This window comes from Saccharopolyspora montiporae, assembly GCF_015209505.1.
Taxonomy (GTDB): Bacteria; Actinomycetota; Actinomycetes; order Mycobacteriales; family Pseudonocardiaceae; genus Saccharopolyspora; species Saccharopolyspora montiporae.
Genome location: NZ_JADEYC010000005.1, coordinates 113,189 through 135,528, shown reverse-complemented (window position 1 = coordinate 135,528; position 22,340 = coordinate 113,189). Strand labels below are relative to the sequence as shown.

General features: G+C 72.0%; 21 protein-coding genes. 1 reads left to right on the top strand and 20 read right to left on the bottom strand.

The window, feature by feature from the left end; translation table 11 throughout:
* Positions 1–59: 59 nt before the first annotated feature.
* The 9 genes from IQ251_RS03015 to IQ251_RS02975 all read right to left on the bottom strand — a co-directional run bounded on the left by IQ251_RS03015 (position 60) and on the right by IQ251_RS02975 (position 6,765).
* Positions 60–1,172, bottom strand: coding sequence for a M24 family metallopeptidase (locus IQ251_RS03015; RefSeq protein ID WP_193926858.1), 1,113 nt, complete (start codon positions 1,170–1,172; stop codon positions 60–62).
* Positions 1,173–1,287: 115 nt separating this feature from the next.
* On the bottom strand, positions 1,288–1,947 hold the full coding sequence (locus tag IQ251_RS03010; RefSeq protein ID WP_193926857.1) for a spermidine synthase: 660 nt from the start codon (positions 1,945–1,947) through the stop codon (positions 1,288–1,290).
* A gap of 13 nt (positions 1,948–1,960) precedes the next feature.
* Positions 1,961–2,389: a type II 3-dehydroquinate dehydratase gene (gene aroQ, locus IQ251_RS03005; RefSeq protein ID WP_193926856.1), complete on the bottom strand. Its 429-nt coding sequence runs from the start codon at positions 2,387–2,389 to the stop codon at positions 1,961–1,963.
* Positions 2,386–3,498 (bottom strand): 3-dehydroquinate synthase, encoded by a 1,113-nt coding sequence (gene aroB, locus IQ251_RS03000; RefSeq protein ID WP_193926968.1) that lies wholly within the window; start codon positions 3,496–3,498, stop codon positions 2,386–2,388. The genes aroQ and aroB overlap by 4 nt, the downstream gene beginning before the upstream one ends.
* A gap of 40 nt (positions 3,499–3,538) precedes the next feature.
* Positions 3,539–4,072, bottom strand: coding sequence for a shikimate kinase (locus IQ251_RS02995; protein ID WP_193926855.1), 534 nt, complete (start codon positions 4,070–4,072; stop codon positions 3,539–3,541).
* A complete protein-coding gene (aroC, locus tag IQ251_RS02990; RefSeq protein ID WP_193926967.1) occupies positions 4,072–5,274 on the bottom strand; it encodes a chorismate synthase in 1,203 nt (400 codons plus the stop codon). Before aroC ends, IQ251_RS02995 begins: the two co-directional genes overlap by 1 nt.
* A gap of 68 nt (positions 5,275–5,342) precedes the next feature.
* On the bottom strand, positions 5,343–5,948 hold the full coding sequence (locus IQ251_RS20070; RefSeq protein WP_370591168.1) for a prepilin peptidase: 606 nt from the start codon (positions 5,946–5,948) through the stop codon (positions 5,343–5,345).
* Between the two features lie 128 nt (positions 5,949–6,076).
* The gene (locus IQ251_RS02980) at positions 6,077–6,532 is read right to left on the bottom strand and encodes a PTS sugar transporter subunit IIA (RefSeq protein WP_193926854.1); all 456 of its coding nucleotides are present in this window, start codon (positions 6,530–6,532) and stop codon (positions 6,077–6,079) included.
* Positions 6,529–6,765, bottom strand: a complete 237-nt coding sequence (locus tag IQ251_RS02975) for a PTS sugar transporter subunit IIB (protein WP_193926853.1) — start codon at positions 6,763–6,765, stop codon at positions 6,529–6,531. Before IQ251_RS02975 ends, IQ251_RS02980 begins: the two co-directional genes overlap by 4 nt.
* Positions 6,766–7,019: 254 nt before the next feature.
* On the opposite strand from IQ251_RS02975, the gene IQ251_RS02970 reads away from it, so the two are divergent.
* A complete protein-coding gene (locus IQ251_RS02970; RefSeq protein ID WP_193926852.1) occupies positions 7,020–8,231 on the top strand; it encodes a PTS transporter subunit EIIC in 1,212 nt (403 codons plus the stop codon).
* Between the two features lie 5 nt (positions 8,232–8,236).
* Here the strand turns inward: IQ251_RS02970 and IQ251_RS02965 are convergent, their stop codons facing one another.
* From IQ251_RS02965 to aspS, 11 genes are all read right to left on the bottom strand, one after another.
* Positions 8,237–9,091 carry a shikimate dehydrogenase gene (locus IQ251_RS02965; RefSeq protein ID WP_193926851.1) on the bottom strand — a complete coding sequence of 285 codons (855 nt, stop codon included), beginning with the start codon at positions 9,089–9,091 and terminating at the stop codon, positions 8,237–8,239.
* Positions 9,078–10,280 (bottom strand): endolytic transglycosylase MltG, encoded by a 1,203-nt coding sequence (gene mltG / locus IQ251_RS02960; RefSeq protein ID WP_193926850.1) that lies wholly within the window; start codon positions 10,278–10,280, stop codon positions 9,078–9,080. Before mltG ends, IQ251_RS02965 begins: the two co-directional genes overlap by 14 nt.
* Complete coding sequence (gene ruvX / locus IQ251_RS02955) at positions 10,277–10,750, bottom strand: Holliday junction resolvase RuvX (RefSeq protein WP_193926849.1); 474 nt, start codon at positions 10,748–10,750, stop codon at positions 10,277–10,279. The genes mltG and ruvX overlap by 4 nt, the downstream gene beginning before the upstream one ends.
* The gene (alaS, locus tag IQ251_RS02950; RefSeq protein ID WP_193926848.1) at positions 10,747–13,416 is read right to left on the bottom strand and encodes an alanine--tRNA ligase; all 2,670 of its coding nucleotides are present in this window, start codon (positions 13,414–13,416) and stop codon (positions 10,747–10,749) included. The genes ruvX and alaS overlap by 4 nt, the downstream gene beginning before the upstream one ends.
* Positions 13,417–13,487: 71 nt before the next feature.
* Complete coding sequence (locus IQ251_RS02945) at positions 13,488–13,787, bottom strand: hypothetical protein (protein WP_193926847.1); 300 nt, start codon at positions 13,785–13,787, stop codon at positions 13,488–13,490.
* Positions 13,784–14,188, bottom strand: a complete 405-nt coding sequence (locus tag IQ251_RS02940) for a DUF948 domain-containing protein (RefSeq protein ID WP_193926846.1) — start codon at positions 14,186–14,188, stop codon at positions 13,784–13,786. The genes IQ251_RS02945 and IQ251_RS02940 overlap by 4 nt, the downstream gene beginning before the upstream one ends.
* A 180-nt stretch (positions 14,189–14,368) precedes the next feature.
* Complete coding sequence (locus IQ251_RS02935; protein WP_193926845.1) at positions 14,369–15,721, bottom strand: replication-associated recombination protein A; 1,353 nt, start codon at positions 15,719–15,721, stop codon at positions 14,369–14,371.
* A gap of 65 nt (positions 15,722–15,786) precedes the next feature.
* Complete coding sequence (locus IQ251_RS02930; RefSeq protein WP_193926844.1) at positions 15,787–17,304, bottom strand: SulP family inorganic anion transporter; 1,518 nt, start codon at positions 17,302–17,304, stop codon at positions 15,787–15,789.
* An 84-nt stretch (positions 17,305–17,388) separates the two neighbouring features.
* The gene (locus tag IQ251_RS02925; protein WP_193926843.1) at positions 17,389–17,985 is read right to left on the bottom strand and encodes a carbonic anhydrase; all 597 of its coding nucleotides are present in this window, start codon (positions 17,983–17,985) and stop codon (positions 17,389–17,391) included.
* 990 nt (positions 17,986–18,975) lie between these two features.
* Positions 18,976–20,196: a phosphotransferase family protein gene (locus tag IQ251_RS02920; protein ID WP_193926842.1), complete on the bottom strand. Its 1,221-nt coding sequence runs from the start codon at positions 20,194–20,196 to the stop codon at positions 18,976–18,978.
* Between the two features lie 235 nt (positions 20,197–20,431).
* Positions 20,432–22,240 carry an aspartate--tRNA ligase gene (gene aspS / locus IQ251_RS02915; RefSeq protein ID WP_193926841.1) on the bottom strand — a complete coding sequence of 603 codons (1,809 nt, stop codon included), beginning with the start codon at positions 22,238–22,240 and terminating at the stop codon, positions 20,432–20,434.
* Positions 22,241–22,340: the final 100 nt, after the last annotated feature.

Below are 22,340 nucleotides of genomic sequence, written 5' to 3'. Positions count from 1 at the left end.
GTGGTGATGGCTGTAGGCAATTCCGCCGGCTCGCGCCCCGGAGGGGACCGGCGCGTCAGTCAGACTGCGACGAGCTCTTTCGTCGTCGAGGTGAGGAGCTCTGCGGTGCTCTGCCGCACCACCAGCGTGTCCTCGATGCGGACCCCGCCCTGCCCCGGCAGGTAGACGCCGGGCTCGACGGTGACCGCCATCCCGGACCGGATTCTACCGTCCCCGCGCGGGGACAGCGCCGGTGCCTCGTGGATCTGCAGCCCGACTCCGTGCCCCAGACCGTGCGGGAACTGCTCGCCGTAACCCGCACCGGCGATCACCGCGCGCGCCACCGCGTCCACCTCGCGCACGTCGGCATCGGCCCGCACCGCGGCACTGCCCGCCGCCTGCGCGGTGTGCACCAGCTCGTAGATCTCCCGCTGCCAGTCCGCGGGCTCGCCGACCACGACCGTGCGCGTCATGTCCGAGTGGTACCCGTCCACCAGCGCACCGAAGTCCATCTTCACCAAGTCGCCGCGCACCAGCACCGCATCGGTGGGCCGGTGGTGCGGGATCGCGGAATTCGCCCCCGCGGCGACGATCGTGTCGAACGACGGGCCGACCGCGCCATGGTCGAGCATCCGCGCCTCCAGGTCGCGGGCGATCTGCAGCTCGCTGCGCCCCGGCCGGATCCCGCCCTGCCCGATCAGATCCGCCAGCGCGAGGTCGGCGGCCGCGCAGGCCGTGCGCAGCGCGTCGATCTCGGTCTCGTCCTTGACCAGGCGCAGCTCCTCCACCAGGCCCGGTGCTCGCAGCAGCTGCACCGCGTCCCCCGCGGCCGCCGCCATCCCGTCCAATCCGTCGACGGTGACATGCCCGCTCTCGAAACCCGTCCTGCGGTACTGCCCGGCCCGTTCGCCCGCGCGCTGCGCCAGCGCCAGATCGCTGATCCGCTCGATGACGTGCTCCAGGTCCGGGACCTGCGTCGCCGCCTGGGCCGTGTACCGCCCGTCGGTGCACAGCACCGTGCGCGGCTCCGCCCCCGGCTCGTCGGCGGTGTGCACCAGCAGCGCCGCGTTGGAACCGGTGAACCCCGTCAAGTAGCGGATGTTGAGCAGATCGGTCACCAGCACCGCGTCCAGTTCCCGCTCGTGCAATCGGGACCGGAGGTGCTGGCGGCGCTGCGCGTGCGATTCGGGCATGGTCCGGAGCCTAACGCCGCGCGCGCACGCGCAGCGGGCCCGCGCGGAGCTCGGCGGGAAGCCGCCAGGGCCTTGCTGCGCACCGGCGGCGGTGCCTGCCCCGCGGCCGCCCTGTTCAGCTGTGCGGCCGCTCGGCGAGGTAGAGCAGGTAGCTGGTCTCGGTGGAGCCGAGCACGACCGGGATGTCCAGCTCGGTGCAGTCGCCGAACACCGCGCGCAGCGCCTCGCGCAGCTGCGGGGCCGGGCTGGCCGACCACACCGCCAGCACCCCGCCGGCGGCGAGCCGGTCCCGGCACCGGGTGAGGAAGCCGCTCCGGTAGATCTCCGCGTTGTCCTCATACACCAGGTAGCCGGGCCCGTTGTCCACGTCGAGCAGCACCACGTCGAACGGTGCGCCCACCTGCAGGACATCGGCCACATCACCGACCCGCAGCCGCACCCGGGCATCGCCGAGCGCCGCCGCGCCGTCCGGGAGAAGGCCCTGCCGGTGCCAGTCCACCAGGGCCGGTTCGATCTCGGCGACGACGGCCTCGCCCACCCGCGGATCGGCCAGCACCTCGTGCAGGGTGAAACCCAGCCCCAGCCCGCCGACCAGCACGCGCAGCCCGTCCCCGGACACCTGTCGCAGGGTCGCGGTGGCCAGGGCGCGCTCGGTGGCGGTGTGCGCGGTGTCCATGACGAACACGCCGTTGACCCGGAGTTCGAGCGCGTCGTCCCGGCGCAGCAGGACGAGTTCACCGCGTTCCGAGAGCGCCCGGGCGATCCGTTCGGCCATCGCGCCGACCCGGTCAGTCCTGCTCGGCCAGCCAGCGCAGCGCCAGCGAGTAGCCGCGCACGCCCAGCCCGGCGATCACGGCCGTGGAGATGTCCGAGAGGTAGCTGGTATGCCGGAACCGCTCCCGCTTGTGCACGTTGGAGATGTGCAGCTCGATCAGCGCCGAGTGCAGCTGCGCGGCGGCATCGCGGACCGCGACCGAGTAGTGCGTCCACGCGCCCGCGTTGAGCACCACCGGCCACCGCTCGTCGGCCGCCTCGTGCAGCCAGCCGACCATCTCGCCCTCGTGGTCGGTCTGCCGCACCTCCACCTCGGCGCCGAGCTCGCGCCCGGTCTGCTCGCACAGCTCGACCAGGTCCGCGTAGGTGGCGCTGCCGTACACGCCCGGCTCGCGCTTGCCGAGCCGGCCCAGGTTCGGCCCGTTGAGCACCAGGACCTTCACAGCAGCACCCCCGAGCCGCCCTGCTTGCCTTCCCCGCCGGTCACCGCCGAGTAGGCGGCCGCGATCAGCGCGGGGTCGGGTCCCTCCAGCCGACCGGGCCTGGCCGGCCCGTCGAGCACCACGAACCGCAGCACGCCGGACCGGCTCTTCTTGTCCACCCGCATGCCTTCCAGCAGCTGGCCGAGCGCGTCCGGGTCGTAGTCCACCGGCAGCCCCAACAGGTCCAGCACGCGGCGGTGCCGGTCGGCGGTCTCGTCGTCGAGGCGCCCGGCCAGCCGGGACAGCTCCGCGGCGAACACCAGCCCGATGCTCACCGCGGCCCCGTGCCGCCAGCGGTAGCGCTCGCGCCGCTCGATCGCGTGGCCGAGCGTGTGCCCGTAGTTGAGCACCTCGCGCAGGTCGGACTCGCGCAGGTCCTGGGAGACCACATCGGCCTTGACCTGGACCGCGCGCCGCACCAGCTCGCCGAGCACGTCCCCGCTCGGGTCGACGGCGCCCTCCGGGTCGCGCTCGATGATGTCCAAGATCTCGGGGTCGGCGATGAAGCCGGTCTTGACGACCTCGGCCATGCCGGCCACCAGCTCGTTGCGCGGCAGTCCCTCCAGCGTGGCCAGGTCGGCCAGCACCAGGCTCGGCTCGTGGAACAGGCCGACCAGGTTCTTGCCCGCGTCGGTGTTGATGCCGGTCTTGCCGCCGATCGCGGCATCGACCATGCCCAGCAAGGTGGTCGGCACGTGCACGACCCGCACCCCGCGCATCCAGGTGCCGGCCACGAAACCGGCGATGTCGGTGACCGCGCCACCGCCGAACGAGACGACGACGCCGGAGCGGTCCATGCCGATCTTGCCCAGGACCTCCCAGCAGAAGCCCGCCACTGCGAGGCTCTTGCCCTCCTCGGCGTCCGGCAGCTCCACGCGGTGCGCGTCGAGTCCGGCTTCGGTCAGCTCCTCGCGCACCGCCTCCACCGTCGCGGTGATCGACGGCTGGTGCATCAGCGCCACCGAGGAGGCGTCCTGCAAGAAGTCGACGAGCTCGCCCAGCAGGCCGCGACCCACGACCACCTCGTAGGGCTGCTGGCTGTCGACCCCGATCCGCGCCGGTCCGGTCATCATCGTCCTTTCCGAGTTCCGCGCCGAGACGGCGCCGCGTTCAGTTCCCGCCGGTCGACCGCGGGGCTCCCGCGGCCAGCTGCTGCACGACCTGGTCGGCGATGTCGTCCGGTTCGACCCCGTCGGTGGCGATCTCCACGACCGCCACCCCGCGGTAGACCGGCAGCCGCTCGTCCAGCAGCGCCTTGAACGTCGCCCGCGGGTTCACGCCGGCCAGCAGCGGACGGGCCGTGGACAGCCCGACCCGCTTGGCACCCTCGCCCAGCCCGACCGACAGGAAGACGACCGGGTGCCCGGCCAGGCGCTGCCGGGTCCGCTCGGACAGCACCGCGCCGCCGCCCAGCGCCAGCACCCCGGCGTGCTCGTCGAGGGCGGTGGCGATCACCCGCTCCTCCAGCTCGCGGAAGGCCGATTCGCCGTCCTCGGTGAAGATCTCGGCGATGGTCTTGCCCGCGGTGCCGGCGATGTCCTCGTCGGTGTCCCGGAACGGCACGCCGAGGCGCTCGGCCAGCAATCGGCCGATGGTGCTCTTGCCCGCACCCGGCGGTCCGACGAGGACGGCTCGCGGGGCCATCACTCGCCCCGCCGTTCGGCCCGCTCGCGCAACGCGGAGCGGTAGCCCTCGACGTTGCGCGCCGTTTCCGGCAGCGAGTCACCGCCGAACTTCTCCAACACCGCCTCGGCGAGCACCAGCGCCACCATGGTCTCGGCGACGACGGCGGCGCGGGGCACAGCGGTGATGTCCGAACGCTGGTGCATCGCCTGCGCCGGTTCGCCCGTGTGCATGTCCACAGTGGCCAGTGCGCGCGGGAGACTGGAAATGGGCTTCTTGGCGGCGCGCACGATCAGCGGTTCGCCGTTGGTGATGCCGCCTTCCAAACCGCCTGCGCGGTTGCTCGACCGGCTGACCCACTTCTCCCCGGTCGCCGGGTGGATCTCGTCGTGCGCGGCGCTGCCGCGGCGGCGGGCGTTGGCGAAGCCCTCGCCGATCTCCACGCCCTTGATCGCCTGGATGCTCATCAGCGCACCGGACAGCCGGGCGTCGAGCTTGCGGTCCCAGTGCACGTGCGAACCGATGCCCGGCGGCAGGCCGTAGGCGATGACCTCGACCACCCCGCCGAGCGTGTCGCCGTCCTTCTTCGCCGCGTCCACCTCGGCCATCATCCGCTCGGTGGCCGCATCGCCGAACGCGCGCACCGGGTTGTGGTCGATCGCGCCCAGATCATCCGGCCCGGGCAGCACGTCGTGCTCGGCATCGGCGCCGCCCAGCGACACGACGTGGCTGATGACCTCCACCTCGAGCAGCTGACGCAGGAAGTGCCGGGCCACCGTGCCCACGGCCACTCGGGACGCCGTCTCCCGGGCACTGGCGCGTTCGAGGACCGGCCGCGCCTCATCGAAGCCGTACTTCTGCATCCCGGCCAGATCGGCGTGCCCGGGGCGGGGCCGGGTGAGCGGCTCGTTGCGGGCCAACCCGCCCAGCACCTGCTCGTCCACCGGATCGGCTGCCATCACCTGTTCCCACTTGGGCCACTCGGTGTTGCCGATGCGCACCGCGATCGGACCGCCCTGGGTGACGCCGTGCCGGACGCCGCCGATGAGCTCCAGCTCGTCGGCCTCGAAGTTCATCCGCGGGCTGCGGCCGAAACCGAGCTTGCGCCGCTCCAGCTGGGCGGCGATATCGGTGGTGGTCACCCCGACTCCGGCCACCATGCCTTCCAGCACCGCCACCAGGGCGGGGCCGTGCGATTCTCCAGCGGTCATCCAGCGCAGCACGTCCACAGATCCTGCCACGCTCGCGCGGGAGCCGGCCCGGCCGGGGTGTCCGGCCGCGCACCGCACGATCACCACGCCAGCACCACCGGGAACGCCGTCACCAGCCACGCCGGGACCAGCATCGCCGGGGCGTGCGGCACGGCGATGCGCGCCCGGGCCGCGGGCAGCGTCGCCACCGCGGCCGCCGCCATCACCACCGGGACCAGCGGCACCGAGACCGCACCGACCACCGCGCCCAGGCTCCCGGCGAGCTTGACGTCACCCGCGCCCAGCGCAGCCGGGCGCAGCAACCGGACCGCCAGGTACGCACCGGCGAACAGCGCGCCGCCCGCGACCGCGGCGGGCAGCAGGCCGGGCCGGTGCGCGGCGGCCGCGGCCAGCAGCACCGCGACCACCGGGTAGGCGGGCAGGGTGAGCACGTCCGGCAGCCGCGCGGCCTTCAGGTCGCAGACCGCCAGCAGCACCCCGGCCCACCCGAGCAGCAGCGGTACCGGCAGCCACCACGGCGGGGTCCCGGCCAGCGCACCAGCGGCGGCCAGTGCCCAAGCGGCGGCCACGCCCAGTTCGCAGCACCCCGCAGCGGGCACCGCTCCCCGCGGGCACGCGTGCAACAGCCGGGCACCGAGGTGACCGGCGACCAGCCCGGCCAGCGGGAACAGCGCGAAGATCAGCACCCGGGAAGCGTCCGGGAGGCGGCGTCCGCGCGCACCGACCGCGGCACCGGGCGGCGCGTGTCGTCCACCCGCATCACCCGACCGGCGGCAGCGATCAGGCGTCCCCGCGCGGTCGGGCGTCCCGGCGGTCAGGCCTCCAGGGCGAACAGCGGGTCCCCGGCGACCACCGGGGAGCCCTCGCGCAGATCACCGAGCGCCTCCGGCGCGACGTCGAGCACCACCACCGGGCACACCGCCGAGAAGCCCTGCTGCTCCACGGACCCCGGGTCCCAGGACACGACCGGTTGCCCCGCGACCACCGCGTCCCCTTCGGACACGTGCAGCGCGAAACCCTCGCCGCGCAGCTTCACCGTGTCGATCCCCAGGTGCACGAGGATCCCGGTGCCCTCCGGGGTGCTGATCACGAAGGCGTGCGGGTGCAGCGTGGACACCGTCCCGGCCACCGGGGCCAGCGCGTCCTGCCGGCCACCGCGCGGGGTGACCGCGGCCCCCGGCCCCACCATCGCCTGGGAGAACACCGGGTCCGGCACCTCGGACAGCGCGACCACCAGCCCGTCGACCGGGCTGCCGACCTCGCGGCTCACAGCAGGTCCTCGATATCGCCCGCCAGCGTGTCGGCCTCCGGGCCCACCACCACCTGCACCACCGTGCCCTGCTGCAGGACCCCGTGCGCGCCCGCCGCTTCCAGCGCCGCGACGTCGACCAAGCCCGCGTCGTCCACCTCGCAGCGCAGCCGCGTGATGCACGGCTCCAGGTCCACCACGTTGTCGCCGCCGCCGAGCGCGGCCAGGATCGCCGCGGCCTTGTCCTGAGCCACCCGTGCTCCCTTTCGTCCGGCGCCGCCGCTCACGACGATCTTGCGCCATCGGCTGTCGGTGCGGCGATGAAGCGCCTAGTGTCAGGGCACTTGATCAGACCGCGGCGCATCGTGCGCGTCCGACCGGTTCCGGTTCGGACAGTACCAATCCGCGCGCGGCGCGTGACCGGCCAACACCGCCGGAATCCGGGCGCCGGGCGGGAATCGGCGCACACCGCGCGGCGGCGGCCGTCGTCTTCCGACCGGAGGTGCCCATGAGCGCCGGAGCCACCGGAGGCGGTTCGGACCGCGCCGGATTCGCCCTGCTGCAGCGGTTGGGCCGCAGCCTGATGCTGCCGATCGCGATCCTGCCCGCGGCCGCCCTGCTGTCCCGCCTCGGGCACGACGACCTGCTCGGCGGGGAAGGGCTCGGCGCGGTCCTGCCATGGCTGCTGCCGGTCGCCGAGGTCATCGGCGCCGCGGGCAGCGCACTGTTCGACAACCTCCCGCTGCTGTTCGCGATCGGCGTCTCGATCGGGTTCGCCAAGCGGGCGGACGGCTCCACCGCGTTGTCCGGGGCGGTGGGGTACCTGGTGCTGTCCGGTGTGCTGTGGCAGATGACCGGCCAGGAGTCCGGCGCCACCTACAACGAGGGGCCGTACGGGGTGCTCGGCGGCATCATCGCGGGCATCACCGCCGCCTGGCTGTGGCAGCGCTACCACCGGATCAAACTGCCCGCCTACCTGGCGTTCTTCGGCGGTCGCCGGTTCGTCCCGATCGTGACCGCGTTCGCCATGCTGCTCGCCGGTGTGCTGCTGGGCCTGCTGTTCCCGCTGTTCGACACCGGGCTGACCGCGTTCAGCGACGCGGTGACCGGCAACGCCGTCGCCGGCGCCGGGGTGTACGGCGTGATCAACCGGCTGCTGCTGCCGTTCGGGCTGCACCACATCCCGAACAACGTCGTGTGGTTCCTGTTCGGCGACTACGAAGGCGAAAAGGGCGACATCGCGCGGTTCTTCGCCGGTGACCCCACAGCGGGCACGTTCATGACCGGGTTCTTCCCCATCTTCATGTTCGCGCTGCCCGCCGCGGCCCTGGCGATCTGGCGCAGCGCGAAGCCCGAGCACCGCAAGACCGTCGGCGGTGTGATGCTCTCCGTGGCGCTGACCGCGTTCCTCACCGGCGTCACCGAACCGCTGGAGTTCTCGTTCATCTTCGTGGCCTGGCCGCTGCTGCTCATCCACGCGGTGCTGACCGGGACGTCGATGGCGCTGGTCAACGCGCTGGACATCCACAGCGGGTTCGGCTTCTCGGCCGGGGCGATCGACTACGTGCTCAACTTCGGCATCTCGCAGAACGCGCTGTGGCTGATCCCGATCGGGCTCGGCTACGCGGTGCTCTACTACGTGCTGTTCCGGTTCGTGATCACCCGGTGGAACCTGCGCACCCCGGGCCGCGAGGACGAGGACGCGACCGAGCGGGACTGAGGCCGCTACAGCGGCAGCGGGATCTCACCCCCGGTCGCCTCGGCGAGCGCGTCGCGCATCGCCCCGCGCGGCGCGGACAGCCCGGTGAACTGCTCGACCTGCCCGAACGCCTGGTGCAGCAGCATGTCCAACCCGGTCGCCACCCGGCCGCCCGCAGCGGTGACCGCCGCCGCCAGCGGAGTCGGCCAGGGGTGGTAGATCACGTCCAGCACGCAGGCCGCCCCGGCCAACTCCCGCGCCCGGGAATCGGCCCCGCCCGCGGGCAACGTGGACACCACCACGTCCGCCCCGGCGGCGGCCGCGGCCAGGTCCAGCTCGTCCAACCGCTCGGTCCGGCAGGCCAGCCCCACCCGGTGCGCGGCGGCTTCGGAGTCGGCGGCCCGCGTGGGCTCGCGCACCGCCAGCACCACCTCGTGCAGCCCCAATTCGGCGAACGCGACCAGCGCCGCGGCCGCCGTACCGCCGGCACCGAGCACGAGCGCCCGCTTCCCGGACTCGAACCCGCCCGCAACGCGCAGCGCGTCGCGCACGCCGTCCACATCGGTGCAGTCGGCGCGCCAACCGCCGCCGGAGCGGTGGGTGAGCGTGTTGGCCGCGCCCACGGACCGCGCCCGGTCGGTGACCTCGTCGGCCACCGACAGCGCCGCCCGCTTGCCCGGCATGGTCACCGACAGCCCGGCCCACTCCGGCCCGAGGCCACCGACGAACTCCACCAGCCGCTGCTCGTCGGCCCGCACCCGCTCGTAGGTCCAGTCGTGCAGGCCCAGCGCCGCGTAGGCGCTGCCGTGCAGCACCGGCGACAGGGAGTGCTCGACGGGCGAACCGAGCACCGCGGCCCGCCGTCCCTCAGAACGCGCCACGTTCCTGCGCCTCCCGGCGGTACTGGTCGTGCTGCTGCTCGTCCTCGGCGAAGCAGGAGGTCCCGTCCGGGTAGCACTTGACGAAGTACTGCCAGGCGCCCGGTTCCGGCTTCTCCGCCGCGGTGATGGCCTCCTTGCTCGCCGCGGAGATCGGCGTCGGCGGCAGCCCGTAGTTCTCGTAGGTGTTGTACGGGCCGGGCCGGTTGCGGTCCTCCGGTTCGGTCAGCAGCGAGGGCTTGTCCAGCGGGTAGTTGATCGTGGAGTCCATGCCCAGGTGCATCGCCGGCGGTTCGAGCCGGTTGTGGATCACTCGGGAGATCTTCGGGAAGTCCTTCTCGATGCCTTCGCTCTGCACCAGCGAGGCGATGACCAGCAGTTCGTACGGGCTCTTGCCGGTCTCGGCCGCCGCCTGCGGCAGCCCGGCGACCTCCATCTGCGCCGCCGACTTCCCGAGGACGCTGCGCAGCACGTTCTCCGCGCTCTCCCCCGGTTTCACGTCGTAGACGCCCGGCATGATCAGCCCTTCCAGCCGCCGCTTCGGTTCGGCCTGCTGCGCGCCCCGCACGGCCCAGTCCGGCACGCCCAACGACGCCAGGTCGGCGTTCTCGGCGACCGCGTGCATCTCCTCCGGGGTGGTGCACTGCTGGGCGTCCCCGGCGCAGGTCGCCTCGGCGAGCATCGCCAGAACGCCGGGCGTGTGTCCGCCGTCCGGGGCCAGCTGGTCCTCCATCCGCATCCCGCCGCGAATGTCGACCCGGCCGGTCTGCGCGTCCGGGGACAGGATCCGCTGCACCGCCTCGTCCCCGGACATCTGCCCGCGCATCAGGTAGAAGCCGGGCTGGATGCTGTTCACCCGGTTGTCCTGCTCGGCGGCGGAGACGAACGCGCTCGAACTGGCCACCACATCCTGCTCGGCCATGGTGCTGGCGATCGCGCTGACCGTATCGCCGGATTCCACCTCGATCACGACCTCACCGGTTCCCGCGCCGGAGTAGTCGTCGTAGGAACCGATCTGCATGATCGTCCGGGCCCCGTAGAGCACACCGCCGGTGACCAGCACCAGCACGAACAATCCGGCCAGCGCGGTGACCACCCGGCGGCGCCTGCGACGGCGGAAGCGCTCGGGGTCCGACGCCCGTCTGGGCGGCTGATCCGACTCGTCGGCGAACAGTCCGAGATCGTCGCTCACGACAGGTCCTCTCGTGTCTCGCGCCCCCGAGTGTCCAGAAATGCCTGCAGGATCTCCACCGCCGCTGCCTGGTCGACGACGGAGCGCTGCTTCTTGCCGCGCACACCGCGCTGGGACAGCATGCGGCTGGCGGTGACGGTGGTCAGCCGCTCGTCGGAGAACCGCACCGGAACCGGCGCGATCCGCTCGGCGAGCGCCTCCCCGTAGGTCCGGGCCTTGTCCGCCGCGGCACCGTGCCGGTTCTGCAGCGTCTTCGGCAGCCCGACGACCACCTCGACCACCTCGTGCTCGGCGACCAGGCCCGCCAGCTGGGTCAGGTCGCCGCCCCCGGATTCGTCCCGGGCCAGGGTGACCAGCGGGCTGGCCATCATCGGCGACGGATCGCTGAGCGCCACGCCCACCCGCACGTCGCCGACGTCGACGCCCAGCCGCCTGCCCGGTCCGGGCCGCTGCTGCGCGGGGTCACTCAACTGCCGACCACCTGCGCAACTTCGCCGCGCAGCGCGCCGATCGCCGCGGTGATCCCCGCCGGGTCGGTGCCCCCGCCCTGCGCCATGTCCGGTTTACCCCCGCCGCGGCCGCCGACCTCGGCGGCGAACGACGGGACCAGCTTGCCCGCGGCCAGACCGGCGTCCCGGCCCGCCTCGTTCACGCTGACCACGAAGTTGACCTTGCCCTCGCTCGCGGAGAACAGCGCCACCGCGCCCGGGCGGGAGCCGAGCCTGCCGCGGACCTCCCCGGCCAGCGCGCGGAGCCCGTTGCCGTCCACACCGTCGGCGACCTGCTCGGCGACCAGCGTCACCCCGCGCACGTCGGTGCCCTTGTCCGCCAGTTGGCCCGCGGAGGCGAGCACCCGCTCGATGCGCAGCTGGTCCAGTTCCTTCTCCGCGTCGCGCAGCCGGGAGACCACGCCCTCGATGCGCTCGGGCAGCTCCTCGGCCGGGACCTTGAACTGCTCGGCGAGCCGGGTCACCAGCAGGTGCTCCTTGCTGATGTGCCGCATCGCGTCCATGCCGACCAGGGCCTCGACCCGGTGCACCCCGGACCCCACCGAGGAGTCCGCGACCAGCTTGACCACGCCGAGGTTGCCGATGCGCGGGACGTGCGTACCGCCGCACAGCTCCCGCGAGTAGTCGCCCATGTCCACGACCCGGACCTGGTCGCCGTACTTTTCGCCGAACAGCGCGACGGCGCCGAGCTCCATGGCGCGGTCCATGGTGGTGGTGTAGGACTGCACCTCCACGTCGCTCTGCAGGTAATCGTTGACCTCTTCCTCGACACCTGCCAGCACGCCCTGCGAGACGGCGGCGGGCGCGGTGAAGTCGAAGCGCATCCGGCCCGGCGAGTTCAGCGAACCGGCCTGCGCGGCCCGGTTCCCGTAAGCGTTGCGCACGGCCGCGTGCACGAGGTGGGTGGCCGAGTGCGAGCGGGCGATGGCGTGCCTGCGCTGCTGGTCGACGGCCGCGTCCAGCTTGGTGTCCACGCCGAGGTCACCGGCCAGCACCCGGCCGCGGTGCACGAACAGCCCCGGCACCGCGCGCTGCACGTCGTCGATCTCCACCTCGACGCCCGGGCCGACGAGCCGACCGGTGTCGGCGATCTGCCCGCCGCCCTCGGCGTAGAACGGCGTCCGGTCGAGCACCAGCTCGATCTCGGTGCCCGCCGAAGCCGCGGGCACGCTCTGCCCGTCGACGAGCAGCCCGAGCACCCGGCTCTGCGCCTGCAGATCGGTGTAGCCGATGAACTCCGTGGTGCCGTGCTCGTCGAGCAGCGTGCGGTAGGTGGACAGGTCACCGTGCCCGCTCTTGCGCGCCTTGGCGTCCTCCTTGGCCCGGCGGCGCTGCTCGGCCATCAGGTCCCGGAAGCCCTGCTCGTCCACGGACAGCCCCTGCTCGGCGGCCATCTCCAGGGTCAGGTCGATCGGGAAGCCGTAGGTGTCGTGCAGCTGGAACGCCTTGTCCCCGCCCAGCTGCGCCCCGCCGGACTTCCTGGTCTCCCGGACCGCGGTGTCGAAGATCTTGGAGCCGGCGGTCAACGTGGACAGGAACGCGTCCTCCTCGTTGCGCAGCACCGACTCGATGCGGTCGAACTCGGTGACCAGCTCCGGGTAGGTCGGGGCCATCGCGTCGCGCACGACCGCGCCGAACTCGCCGAGCACCGGCTCCTGCACGCCCAGCAGCCGGGTGGAGCGCACGATCCGGCGCAGCAACCTGCGCAGCACGTAACCGCGGGCCTCGTTGCCGGGCGTCACGCCGTCGCCGACGAGCATCACCCCGGAGCGCGCATGATCGGCGATCACCCGGAACCGCACGTCGTCGGTGTGGTCGGCGCCGTAGGCACGGCCGGACAGCTCCTCGGCCTTGGCGATCACCGGGCGCACCAGATCCGTCTCGTAGACGTTGTCCACGCCCTGCAACAGGCAGGCCACCCGCTCGACGCCCATTCCGGTGTCGATGTTCTTGGTGGGCAGCTCACCGATCGGCGGGAAGCCCTCCTTGGGCGCCTGCTCACCCCTGATGTCCTGCATGAACACCAGGTTCCAGATCTCGATGTAGCGGCTCTCGTCGACCACCGGGCCACCCTCGCGGCCGTACTCGGGGCCGCGGTCGTAGTAGATCTCCGAGCAGGGACCGCCCGGTCCCGGCACGCCCATGTCCCAGTAGTTGTCCTGCGCATCACGCGTCTGGATGCGCTCGGCCGGGATCCCGGTGACCTGCTTCCACAGCTCGGCGGCTTCGCGGTCGTGCTCGAAGACGGTGACCCAGATGCGCTCCGGGTCGAAGCCGTAACCGCCGTCGGCCTGCGAGCCGGTGATCAGCTCCCAGGCGTTGGCGATGGCGCCTTCCTTGAAGTAGTCGCCGAACGAGAAGTTCCCGGCCATCTGGAAGAACGTGTTGTGCCGGGTGGTCTTGCCGACCTCGTCGATGTCCCCGGTGCGCACGCACTTCTGGATGCTGGTGGCCCGCGGGTAGGGCGCGGGGGCGTCGCCCAGGAAGTAAGGCTTGAACTGGACCATCCCCGCGTTGACGAACAGCAGGGTCGGGTCGTCCAGGATCAGCGAGGCACTGGGCACGACGGTGTGGCCGCGGCGGCGGAAGTGCTCGGTGAACCGGTTGTTGATCTCGTGGGTCTGCACGGTGGTTCCTCGGAAAACGCGGTGGGGGCTGGTGGCCGGTGGATCTCGGCGGGATGCGGCGGGCGGCCCGCTCAGCGTCCCGCCCGGCGAGCTCGGCGGGCCTCTCCGGCGTCGTCGGGTACCTCCGCCCGGCGCGGCCGCGCGGCGTCGTCATCGCGAGCGACGACGTCCTGCAGCTCCCCTTCCCGCTCCTGCATGCCCGCGCGAACCTCGGCGCCGAACGAGCCGACGGCGGTCGCCAGCTCGCGCATGGCTCCGCCGACCTGCTCGGCCATGCCCGCGGGGGTGGCCTTGCGGGTGGTCTCGTTGATCTTGCGGGTCAACGCGACTCCGGCTGCGACTCCGGTGCCGAACCAGAACAGGCGCCTCACTTGCGCCCCCCTTTGCGCGTGCGGAAGTGCTTGCCGGCGGGCTCCTGCTTCCGCTTCCGACGGGACCGGAGCGCCTTGTTGACCCCGTAAGAGAAGGCCGCAGTCTTCACCAGCGGACCACCCAGTGTAGCGGTGAACAGCGAGGACAACGCCGAGGCGTTACCGCTGATCGTCTTCGCGTTGGCGGTGATGCCGTCGACGCGCTCCAGCTGGGTGTTCACGTGCGTGATCGTCGAATTCGCACCGGTGAACAGCGGGTCGGTGTTCTCGTGGGCCTTGCGGATCGCGGTCGTCGCCTCGTCGAGGGTGCGGCCGAGTTTGATCAGCGGGATCGCCAGCAGCACGACCAGCAGCACGAATGCACCTGCGGCGATCAGCGCGGCGATCTGCGTAGGCGTCACGTGCCCTCCCGGTTCAGGTGTTTGCCGCCACCGGATCGGCCCCTCGGCCGCCGGTGTCTGTGATCGCGGGTCAGGTTACCGGTGCGGTGCGCCGGTCCCGCAGCCGCCTCACCCGGGCCGCCGTGAGCCTTTCGGGTTGCGCCGCGGGGAGACCGCATGCGAGCACGTGCCCCCGGCAGCTCACCCGCCGCGCACGATGCCGCGCAGCTTGGCCACCCGGTCGTGCAGCGGACGTTCGGCCCCGCGGCCGGTCGGGTGGTAGTAGTCACGCCCGGCCAGCTCCTCCGGCGGGTACTGCTGGGCCAGCACGCCCTCCGGGCGGTCGTGCGGGTACCGGTAGCCCTTGGCATGGCCGAGCTGCTGCGCACCGGCGTAGTGCCCGTCGCGCAGGTGCGCCGGCACCGGGCCCGCCCGGCCGGCGCGCACATCCCCGATGGCCGCGTCGATGGCGGTGATCACCGCGTTGGACTTGGGTGCGGTGGCCAGGTGCACGGTCGCCTGCGCCAGCGCCAGCCGCCCCTCGGGCATGCCGATGAACTGGACGGCCTGCGATGCGGCCACCGCGGCCTGCAGCGCGGTGGGATCGGCCATGCCGATGTCCTCGCTGGCGTGCACCACGAGCCGGCGCGCGATGAACCGCGGGTCCTCCCCCGCCTCGACCATCCGGGCCAGGTAGTGCAACGCCGCGTCCACATCGGAACCGCGGATCGATTTGATGAACGCGCTGGCCACGTCGTAGTGCTGGTCGCCGTCCCGGTCGTAGAGCACGGCCGCGCGGTCCACGGTCGCCTCGACCGTGGCCAGGTCGACGACCGCGGCACCGGTGGCTCCCGCCGATTCCGCGGCGGCCTCCAGCGCGGTGAGCACCCGGCGGGCGTCGCCACCGGCCAGCGCGACCAGGTGGTCCTCGGCGTCGGGTTCCAACCGCACCGCCCCGTTCAACCCGTGCTCGGATTCCACCGCGCGGACCAGCAGCTCGCGGATGTCGTCCTCACCGAGGCTGCGCAGCTGCAGCACCAGCGAGCGGGACAGCAACGGGGAGACCACGGAGAAGTGCGGGTTCTCCGTGGTGGCGGCCACGAGCAGCACCGTGCCGTCCTCCACCGCGCCGAGCAGGGCGTCCTGCTGGGTCTTGGAGAAGCGGTGCACCTCGTCGATGAACAGCACCGTGGCCTCGGCGGAGTGGCCGAGCCTGCGCCGGGCCTCCTCGATGACCCCGCGCACCTCCTTGACGCCGGAGGACAGCGCGGACAGGGCCACGAACCGCCGCCCGGTGGCCTGCGAGACGAGGTTGGCCAACGTGGTCTTGCCCGTACCGGGCGGCCCGTAGAGCAGCAGCGAGGAGCGCGAACCGCCTTCCACCAGCCGCCGCAGCGGGGCGCCGGGCGCGAGCAGGTCGTCCTGACCGACGACCTCCTCCAGCGAGCGCGGCCGCATCCGCACCGCCAGCGGCGCGTTGTCGGCCAGGCGCTCACCCGCCTTGTCCTCGGTGGCGGCACCGAACAGCCCGTCGTCGAACAGCCCTTCGCTCACCCCACCGACGCTACCCGGCGGCCCCGACCGGGCCGGACGCCGTCACGTCCGGCCCGGTGCGGTCGTCACCTGCTGCCCGCGGGCATGGCGACCTCGACGTTGCAGTCGCTGCGCCGCTGCTGCGCGGCCCAGTCCTCGACGGCCTGGTGGCACGCCTGGTCCAGGTGGCGGACCTCGGTCATGTCCACGTGCACGTCCTTGCCGGCCGGCACGTTCTCCAGGTGGTCCAGCAGCCGCGGCAGCCGCAGGAACGTGGCGTTGCCGCCGAGCTCGACGCGGACGCGCTCGTCCTCGTGCTCGGACGCCACGGACAGCCGCGACATCTCGATCGCGGTCTTGACCACGGCCACCGCGAGACCGGTGAGCGTCCCGATGAGCAGGTCCGTGGCCACGATCATCGTCGTGGTCAGGATCAGCACGAACGCCTCGCCGCGGTTGCTCTTGATCAGCTCGACCGCGTTGCGCAGTTCGAGCAGCTTCCAGCCGGCTTGGATGAGCAGCGCACCCAGCACCGCCTCGGGAAGGAACCCGAGCACCCCCGGCAGTGCGATGACGAACAGCAGCAGCCAGACGCCGTGCAGCACGCGGGAGGCCTTGGTGCGCGCCCCGGCCTGCACGTTCGCCGAACTGCGCACGATCACCGCGGTCATCGGTAGCGCGCCGAGCATGCCGCACACCGAGTTGCCCGCGCCCTGGGCGACGAGTTCCTTGTTGTACTGCGTCTTGGGACGGTCGTGCATGCGGTCCACGGCCGCGGCGCTGAACAGGCTCTCCGCGGAGGCGATCAGCGCGAAGGTCAGGATCGAACCCAGCACCGCGGGCGCGAAGAAGTCGCCCCACGCACCGGCGGACGGCGGGTTGATCGCCGCCAGCAGCGAACCGACCTCGACCTTGCTGACCGGGGCCGCGGTGAACGCGGCGACCGCGCTCGCCGCGGTGACGGCGACCAGGGCGCCGGGAACCACGCGCCACTTCGCGGGTGCCTTCTTCCAGGCGCCCATGAGCGCCAGCGTGAGCGCGGCGAGGGCGAGCCCGCTCAGGCCCGCTGCGCTGGTGAAGGTCTGCACCAGCAGATCGGGGATCCCGGAGAACTTCTCCCCGGTGGTGTCCGGCTGCGGCAGGCCGCCGACCGGGTAGATCTGGCCGAGGATCAGCACGAGGCCGATACCGGCGAGCATGCCCTGCACGACGGAGGGCGAGATCGCCCGGAACCAGGTGCCGAGCCTGCTGAGGCCCAGCAGGATCTGCAGCAGACCCGCACCGAGCACGATGATGCCGAGGGTGGCCAGGCCGTGCTGGTCCACCGCATCGGCGACCACCACGGTCAGGCCAGCGGCGGGACCGCTGACCTGCATCGTCGATCCGGGCAGCAGGCCGACGACGATGCCGCCGACGATGCCGGTCACGATGCCGAGTTCGGCGGGCACGCCGGAGGCGACGGCCACACCGACGCACAGCGGCAGAGCCACCAGGAACACCACGAGGGAAGCGGCGAAGTCGACACCGAGGGTGCCCTTCGGCGGTCGGAAGAACTCGGTGAACCGGCTGGACGCCGGCTTCTCCGAGTCGAGTTGAGTCGTCACTGTGCACTCCAGGCGGTCCGGAAGAGGGAGACGGGTATCGCACCGGCGCCTTCCCGGCGCCGGTGTGTCTCCCTCGTGGGCGGGTTACAGCGGCAGGAACTCCGCACGGGGATCGCTCGGCGTTTGCTCGACGCGCCCCGTGTCGATCTCGTAGAACCACCCGTGCAGACGCAGGTCTCCGCTCTGGATGCGGTCCTGGATGAACGGGTACTCGCGCAGCGCGTCGAGCTGGTCGCACACGTGCTGCTTGCTCTCGGTGCGGACCGCGGGGTCGGCGACCTGCTGCACACCGGTGCGCTGGTCGGTGCCCAGCCACGTGCACAGCGCGGGCAGCTCGCCGAGCCCGCGCCCGGCGATGGACAGCGCGGTCACCGCGCCGCAGTGCGAATGCCCGCAGACGACGATCTCCGGCACCTTCAGCTGCAGCACCGCGTATTCGATGGTGCCCATTTCGGCGGTGGCGGAATTCGGGTCGTACTTCGGCACCACATTGCCCGCGGTGCGCAGTTCGAAGAGTTCACCGGGCCCGGCTCCGGTGATCCGGGAAGGGATCACGCGCGAGTCCGAGCACCCGATGAACAGGACGTCGGGTTTCTGACCTGCGGCGAGCTGCTCGCGGTCGTCCTGCGCGAAGACGTCATGGTGCTGTCGTGCATTTTGCACGATGCTGTCGAAGCTCATTTTCTTTTTCACTCCAGGGAGAAATGCCTGCCGGTTCCTCGAAACAGGAAACCCTCAGTGCCGGAAGACCTGGAGTGAAGGAGGTGAATGCGTCCACCGCACCACCGGGTGCACCGGCTTGTTCGCGCCCGGGCACCGGGGCCCGGTCTGCGGTGCCGCAGCCGACCGCAAGCCCAGCAACTCGTGCGGGAGCGGGGCGCGGGGGTGCGGCGGCCGATACCGCTTGCGGCGGGCCGTGATCGTGCCGCGAATCTTGGTGCTGTCGCGGTGTTCTATCTCGTTCTCAACGGGGGCGGAGCGCTTCGTGCTGGTACCGCTCACGGTGGTCTGCACGACCGGGGCGAGGCAGACGAGCACCATCGCGAACAACAGGAACAACCCTGACGCCGCGACCCGACTGAGCCTGCCCTGCACGGAACCCCCTGGAATTGAGCAGCCGTTCCCTCCGACATACCAACGGTAGCGGGGAAAAGTAGCGAGACGTTGAACTGAAGGTATCCGATGCACGCACGGCTCGCGCAAGTCGCGGATCAGGTGACCCTCGACGACGAATAAACATCTGTTCATTGATGCACCGTACGCCGCGGAATTCACCCGAAAGCGGGTGCGCCGTCCCGGCATGCGAGAGACGACGGAGGGCCGGAAAGGCCGGAATGCGCCGGAAAAATGTGATCGACATTACCAGCACTCGGAAGATGCGAAGGAACCTCGAAAACGGGAAACATCCCGGAAACACGACCCGCGCATCGCGCGCCATCAACAATGCGCTACTGGGACGCCGAACGCTTCCTCTACCGGAGGATGATCGCACCACCTCGTCGCTGCGCCACCGACACGCTGCGCTTTCCACCCGGGCCGCACGAGCACTCGGCCATCGGGTGGCCCGGCCCCGGACGGCCGCGGCCGGGCCGATGCCGTCCGGGAGGGACCGGACAGCGTCGGTCCCGCACCGCCCGCACCTGGGCGACGAAAGCTACCCGGGGAACGGGCTCACTGCTCCTCGTCGCCGCGGAAAGCGGGGTAGCGCATCAGGTGCAGCGCGCCCGCGCCGAACCGCTCGACGAAGGCGTCCACCAACCGGTCCGCGTACTCCGCCAGCTGCGGCATGTCCGCCGCTGCGGCGTCGTCCCGCAGCCGCCGCCAGCGGTCCACCAGCGCCGTGCTGCGCCGCGGGGACGGCATGTGCAGGTCGATGGGCCGGTCGGTCTCGCCGGTCCGCGGGAGGAACCACCACGTGGACACCCACACCCACAGCAGCTGGGCGTCGAACAGGCGCGGCAGCAGGACCTCGTCGTCGTCGAGTTCCGGCCACACCTGGGCGATCTCCGAGCGCCAGGTGGACAGCATGCTCTCGGCGAGGTTGTCCGGGAGCGCGTAGGCGCACCACGAGGACGGGAACGGGTACTGCAGGTAGGCCGCGTCCAGCGCCACATCGCGCACGCAGCCCCACTCGAAGTCCAGGAACCGCACCCCGCTGCCGGTCACCAGGCTGTTGTCCGGGCAGATGTCCGAGGGGCTGAACGCCCGGCAGCGGCTGGAGCGCAACAGCTCCGCGGCGCTGCCGAGCTTGCCGGCCACCGCGTCCGGCGTCGGCACGCCCAGCGTCTGCTCCAGCAGGCCCGGCAGTTCGGACAGCGACCGCACGATGTCGTCGGCGACCGGGTCGGTCCACGAGTTGGTGCCCAGCCTGCGCATGAGCGCGTCGAAATCGGCCTCGCAGCCTGCTGTGGTGCTGTGCAGCCTGCCGAGCGCCCGCGCCCACGCCAGCAGAGCGCGCTCGGCCGCCCGCGGGTCGTCGGCGAACAGCACGTCGGCCAGCGTGGAACCGCGGCCGAGGTCCTCCAGCACCAGCAACCGCGCACCAGCGTCGTGCGCGATGAGCTCCGGGCCGACCCGGGCCTCGGGGGACAGCGCGGTCGTGAGCTGGCAGCTGGCCGCCTCGTGCGCGAAGGGGTCCGACCTGGCTTCTTCCGGGCAGGCCCCGTAGTGCTTGACCACCAGCGTGCGCGGCAGTTCGAACGGCGATTCGGCAACGCGCACCCGCATCACGACGGAGCGGTCGCTGCCTCCGAGATCTTCGGCATCAGCCAGCCGGACCGCGGCACCCGTGCGCTTGCTCAGCACGGACTCCGCGGTCGCGACGGTATCGGTCGCCCCCGTGCTCGCGGGAACGCGAACTTCCGGGGGGCCGGTGGTGATCTCCACGCTCATCGTCTCCTGACACTACCCCCACAACCTGAGCCCGTTCGGGCATGACCGGTCAAGTGGCGCACGGCGGGTGAGCACCCTGCCCGCTGCGTGCACCCCCCGGTGCGACGCGGCCCGGCACCCGCTCCCGCGGCGACTCGCGCACCACCACCCGGCACAGTGACGGATCACGGCGACGAGGACGTTGCACCCGGGAATCGATCGCGCAACCGACGCGGAAACCGGGTGCACCGCCGGCTCACCGCGCGGGCTGCTCCCCGCCGGACCGCTCGCCCGCGCCCGCACCGCCGGCCGGTTTCGCGTCCACCCCGGCCTCCTTGCGCTGCGCCGCGGTGATCGGCGCCGGCGCACCGGTCAGCGGGTCGAAACCGCCGCCACTCTTCGGGAACGCGATGACATCGCGCAGCGAGTCGACCCCGGCCAGCAGCATGCAGATCCGGTCCCACCCGAAAGCGATGCCGCCATGCGGCGGAGCACCGTACTTGAGCGCCTCCAGCAGGAAGCCGAACTTCTCCTGCGCCGATTCGTCCGAGATGCCCAGGATCTCGAAGATGCGCTGCTGCATGTCCGCGCGGTGCACGCGGATGGAGCCGCCGCCGATCTCGTTGCCGTTGCACACGATGTCGTAGGCCGCGGCCAGCGCGTGCTCCGGATCCCGGTCGAAGGACTGCGTCCAGTCGTCGTTCGGTGCGGTGAACGGGTGGTGCACCGCGGTCCACCGGCCGGTGCCGACGGCGACGTCCTCGGTCTCGGCGACCGGTTCGAACATCGGCGCGTCCACGACCCACACGAACGACCAAGCGTTCTCGTCGATCAGCCCGCCGCTCTCGGCGATCTCCTGGCGCACCGCGCCGAGCAGGCCGCGGGAGGCCGCGCGCTGCCCGGCGGCGAAGAACACGCAGTCGCCCGGCTCGGCGCCCGCGGCCGCGGCCAGCCCTTCACGTTCCGCGTCGGAGAGGTTCTTGGCCACTGGCCCGGACAGCGAGCCGTCGCCACCCACGAGCACGTAGGCCAACCCCTTGGCGCCGCGCTGCTTGGCCCAGTCCTGCCACGCGTCGAGCCTGCGCCGCGGCTGGTCCGCCCCGCCGGGCATGACCACCGCCCCCACGTAGGGCGCCTGGAACACGCGGAACGGGGTGTCGGCGAAGTACTCGGTGAGTTCGGTCAGCTCCAGGCCGTAGCGCAGGTCCGGCTTGTCGGTGCCGTACTTGGCCATGGCCTCGGCGTAGGTGATCCGCGGGATGGGGCGCGGGATCTCGTGGTCGGCCAGCTCCCGCCACAGCCGGGCCAGGATCTCCTCGCCCAGGTCGATGACGTCGTCGGAGTCGACGAAGCTCATCTCGATGTCCAACTGGGTGAACTCGGGCTGGCGGTCGGCGCGGAAGTCCTCGTCGCGGTAGCAGCGCGCGATCTGGAAGTAGCGCTCCATCCCACCGACCATGAGCAGCTGCTTGAACAGCTGCGGCGACTGCGGCAGCGCGTACCAGCTGCCCGGCTGCAGGCGGGCCGGGATCAGGAAGTCGCGGGCCCCCTCGGGTGTGGACCGCGTCATGGTCGGGGTCTCGATCTCGACGAAGTCCCTGCCGTGCAGCACATCGCGGGCGGCACGGTTGGCGGCGCTGCGCATCCGCATCGCCTCGGCCGCCTGCGGGCGGCGCAGGTCGAGGTAGCGGTACTTGAGCCGGACTTCCTCGCCGACCTCCACGTTCTCGTCCAACTGGAACGGCAGCGGCGCCGATTCGGACAGCACCTCCAGATCGGTGGCGGTCACCTCGATCTGGCCGGTGCCGATCTCGGGGTTCTCGTTGCCCGCGGGCCGCTGCACGACCTCACCGGTGATCCGGAGGCAGAACTCCGCGCGCAGGCGATGCGCCCGCTCGGCCATCTCTCCCTCGCGGAAGACCACTTGGGCCACGCCGGAGGCATCGCGCAGATCGATGAAGATCACCCCGCCGTGATCGCGGCGCCGCGCCACCCATCCGGCGAGGGTGACGGTCCGGCCTGCCTGGCCGGCTCGCAGCGATCCGGCCTCGTGCGTGCGCATCACGGGTACTGAACTCCTCTTGTCGCTCTCCGGCGCCGGGCGTCGTCGTGCCGCCTGCCGACGCCGGGCTGTCCTGTCGGGTGTGCCGGGACACCCCGCGCGC

What these genes read in the sequence shown, in the direction of transcription:
- IQ251_RS03015 (WP_193926858.1), bottom strand. Translation starts at nt 1,172, where the DNA reads ATGCCCGAATCGCACGCGCAGCGCCGCCAGCACCTCCGGTCCCGATTG.
- IQ251_RS03010 (WP_193926857.1), bottom strand. Translation starts at nt 1,947, where the DNA reads ATGGCCGAACGGATCGCCCGGGCGCTCTCGGAACGCGGTGAACTCGTC.
- aroB (WP_193926968.1), bottom strand. Translation starts at nt 3,498, where the DNA reads ATGACCGGACCGGCGCGGATCGGGGTCGACAGCCAGCAGCCCTACGAG.
- IQ251_RS02995 (WP_193926855.1), bottom strand. Translation starts at nt 4,072, where the DNA reads ATGGCCCCGCGAGCCGTCCTCGTCGGACCGCCGGGTGCGGGCAAGAGC.
- IQ251_RS02970 (WP_193926852.1), top strand. Translation starts at nt 7,020, where the DNA reads ATGAGCGCCGGAGCCACCGGAGGCGGTTCGGACCGCGCCGGATTCGCC.
- IQ251_RS02925 (WP_193926843.1), bottom strand. Translation starts at nt 17,985, where the DNA reads ATGAGCTTCGACAGCATCGTGCAAAATGCACGACAGCACCATGACGTC.
- IQ251_RS02920 (WP_193926842.1), bottom strand. Translation starts at nt 20,196, where the DNA reads ATGAGCGTGGAGATCACCACCGGCCCCCCGGAAGTTCGCGTTCCCGCG.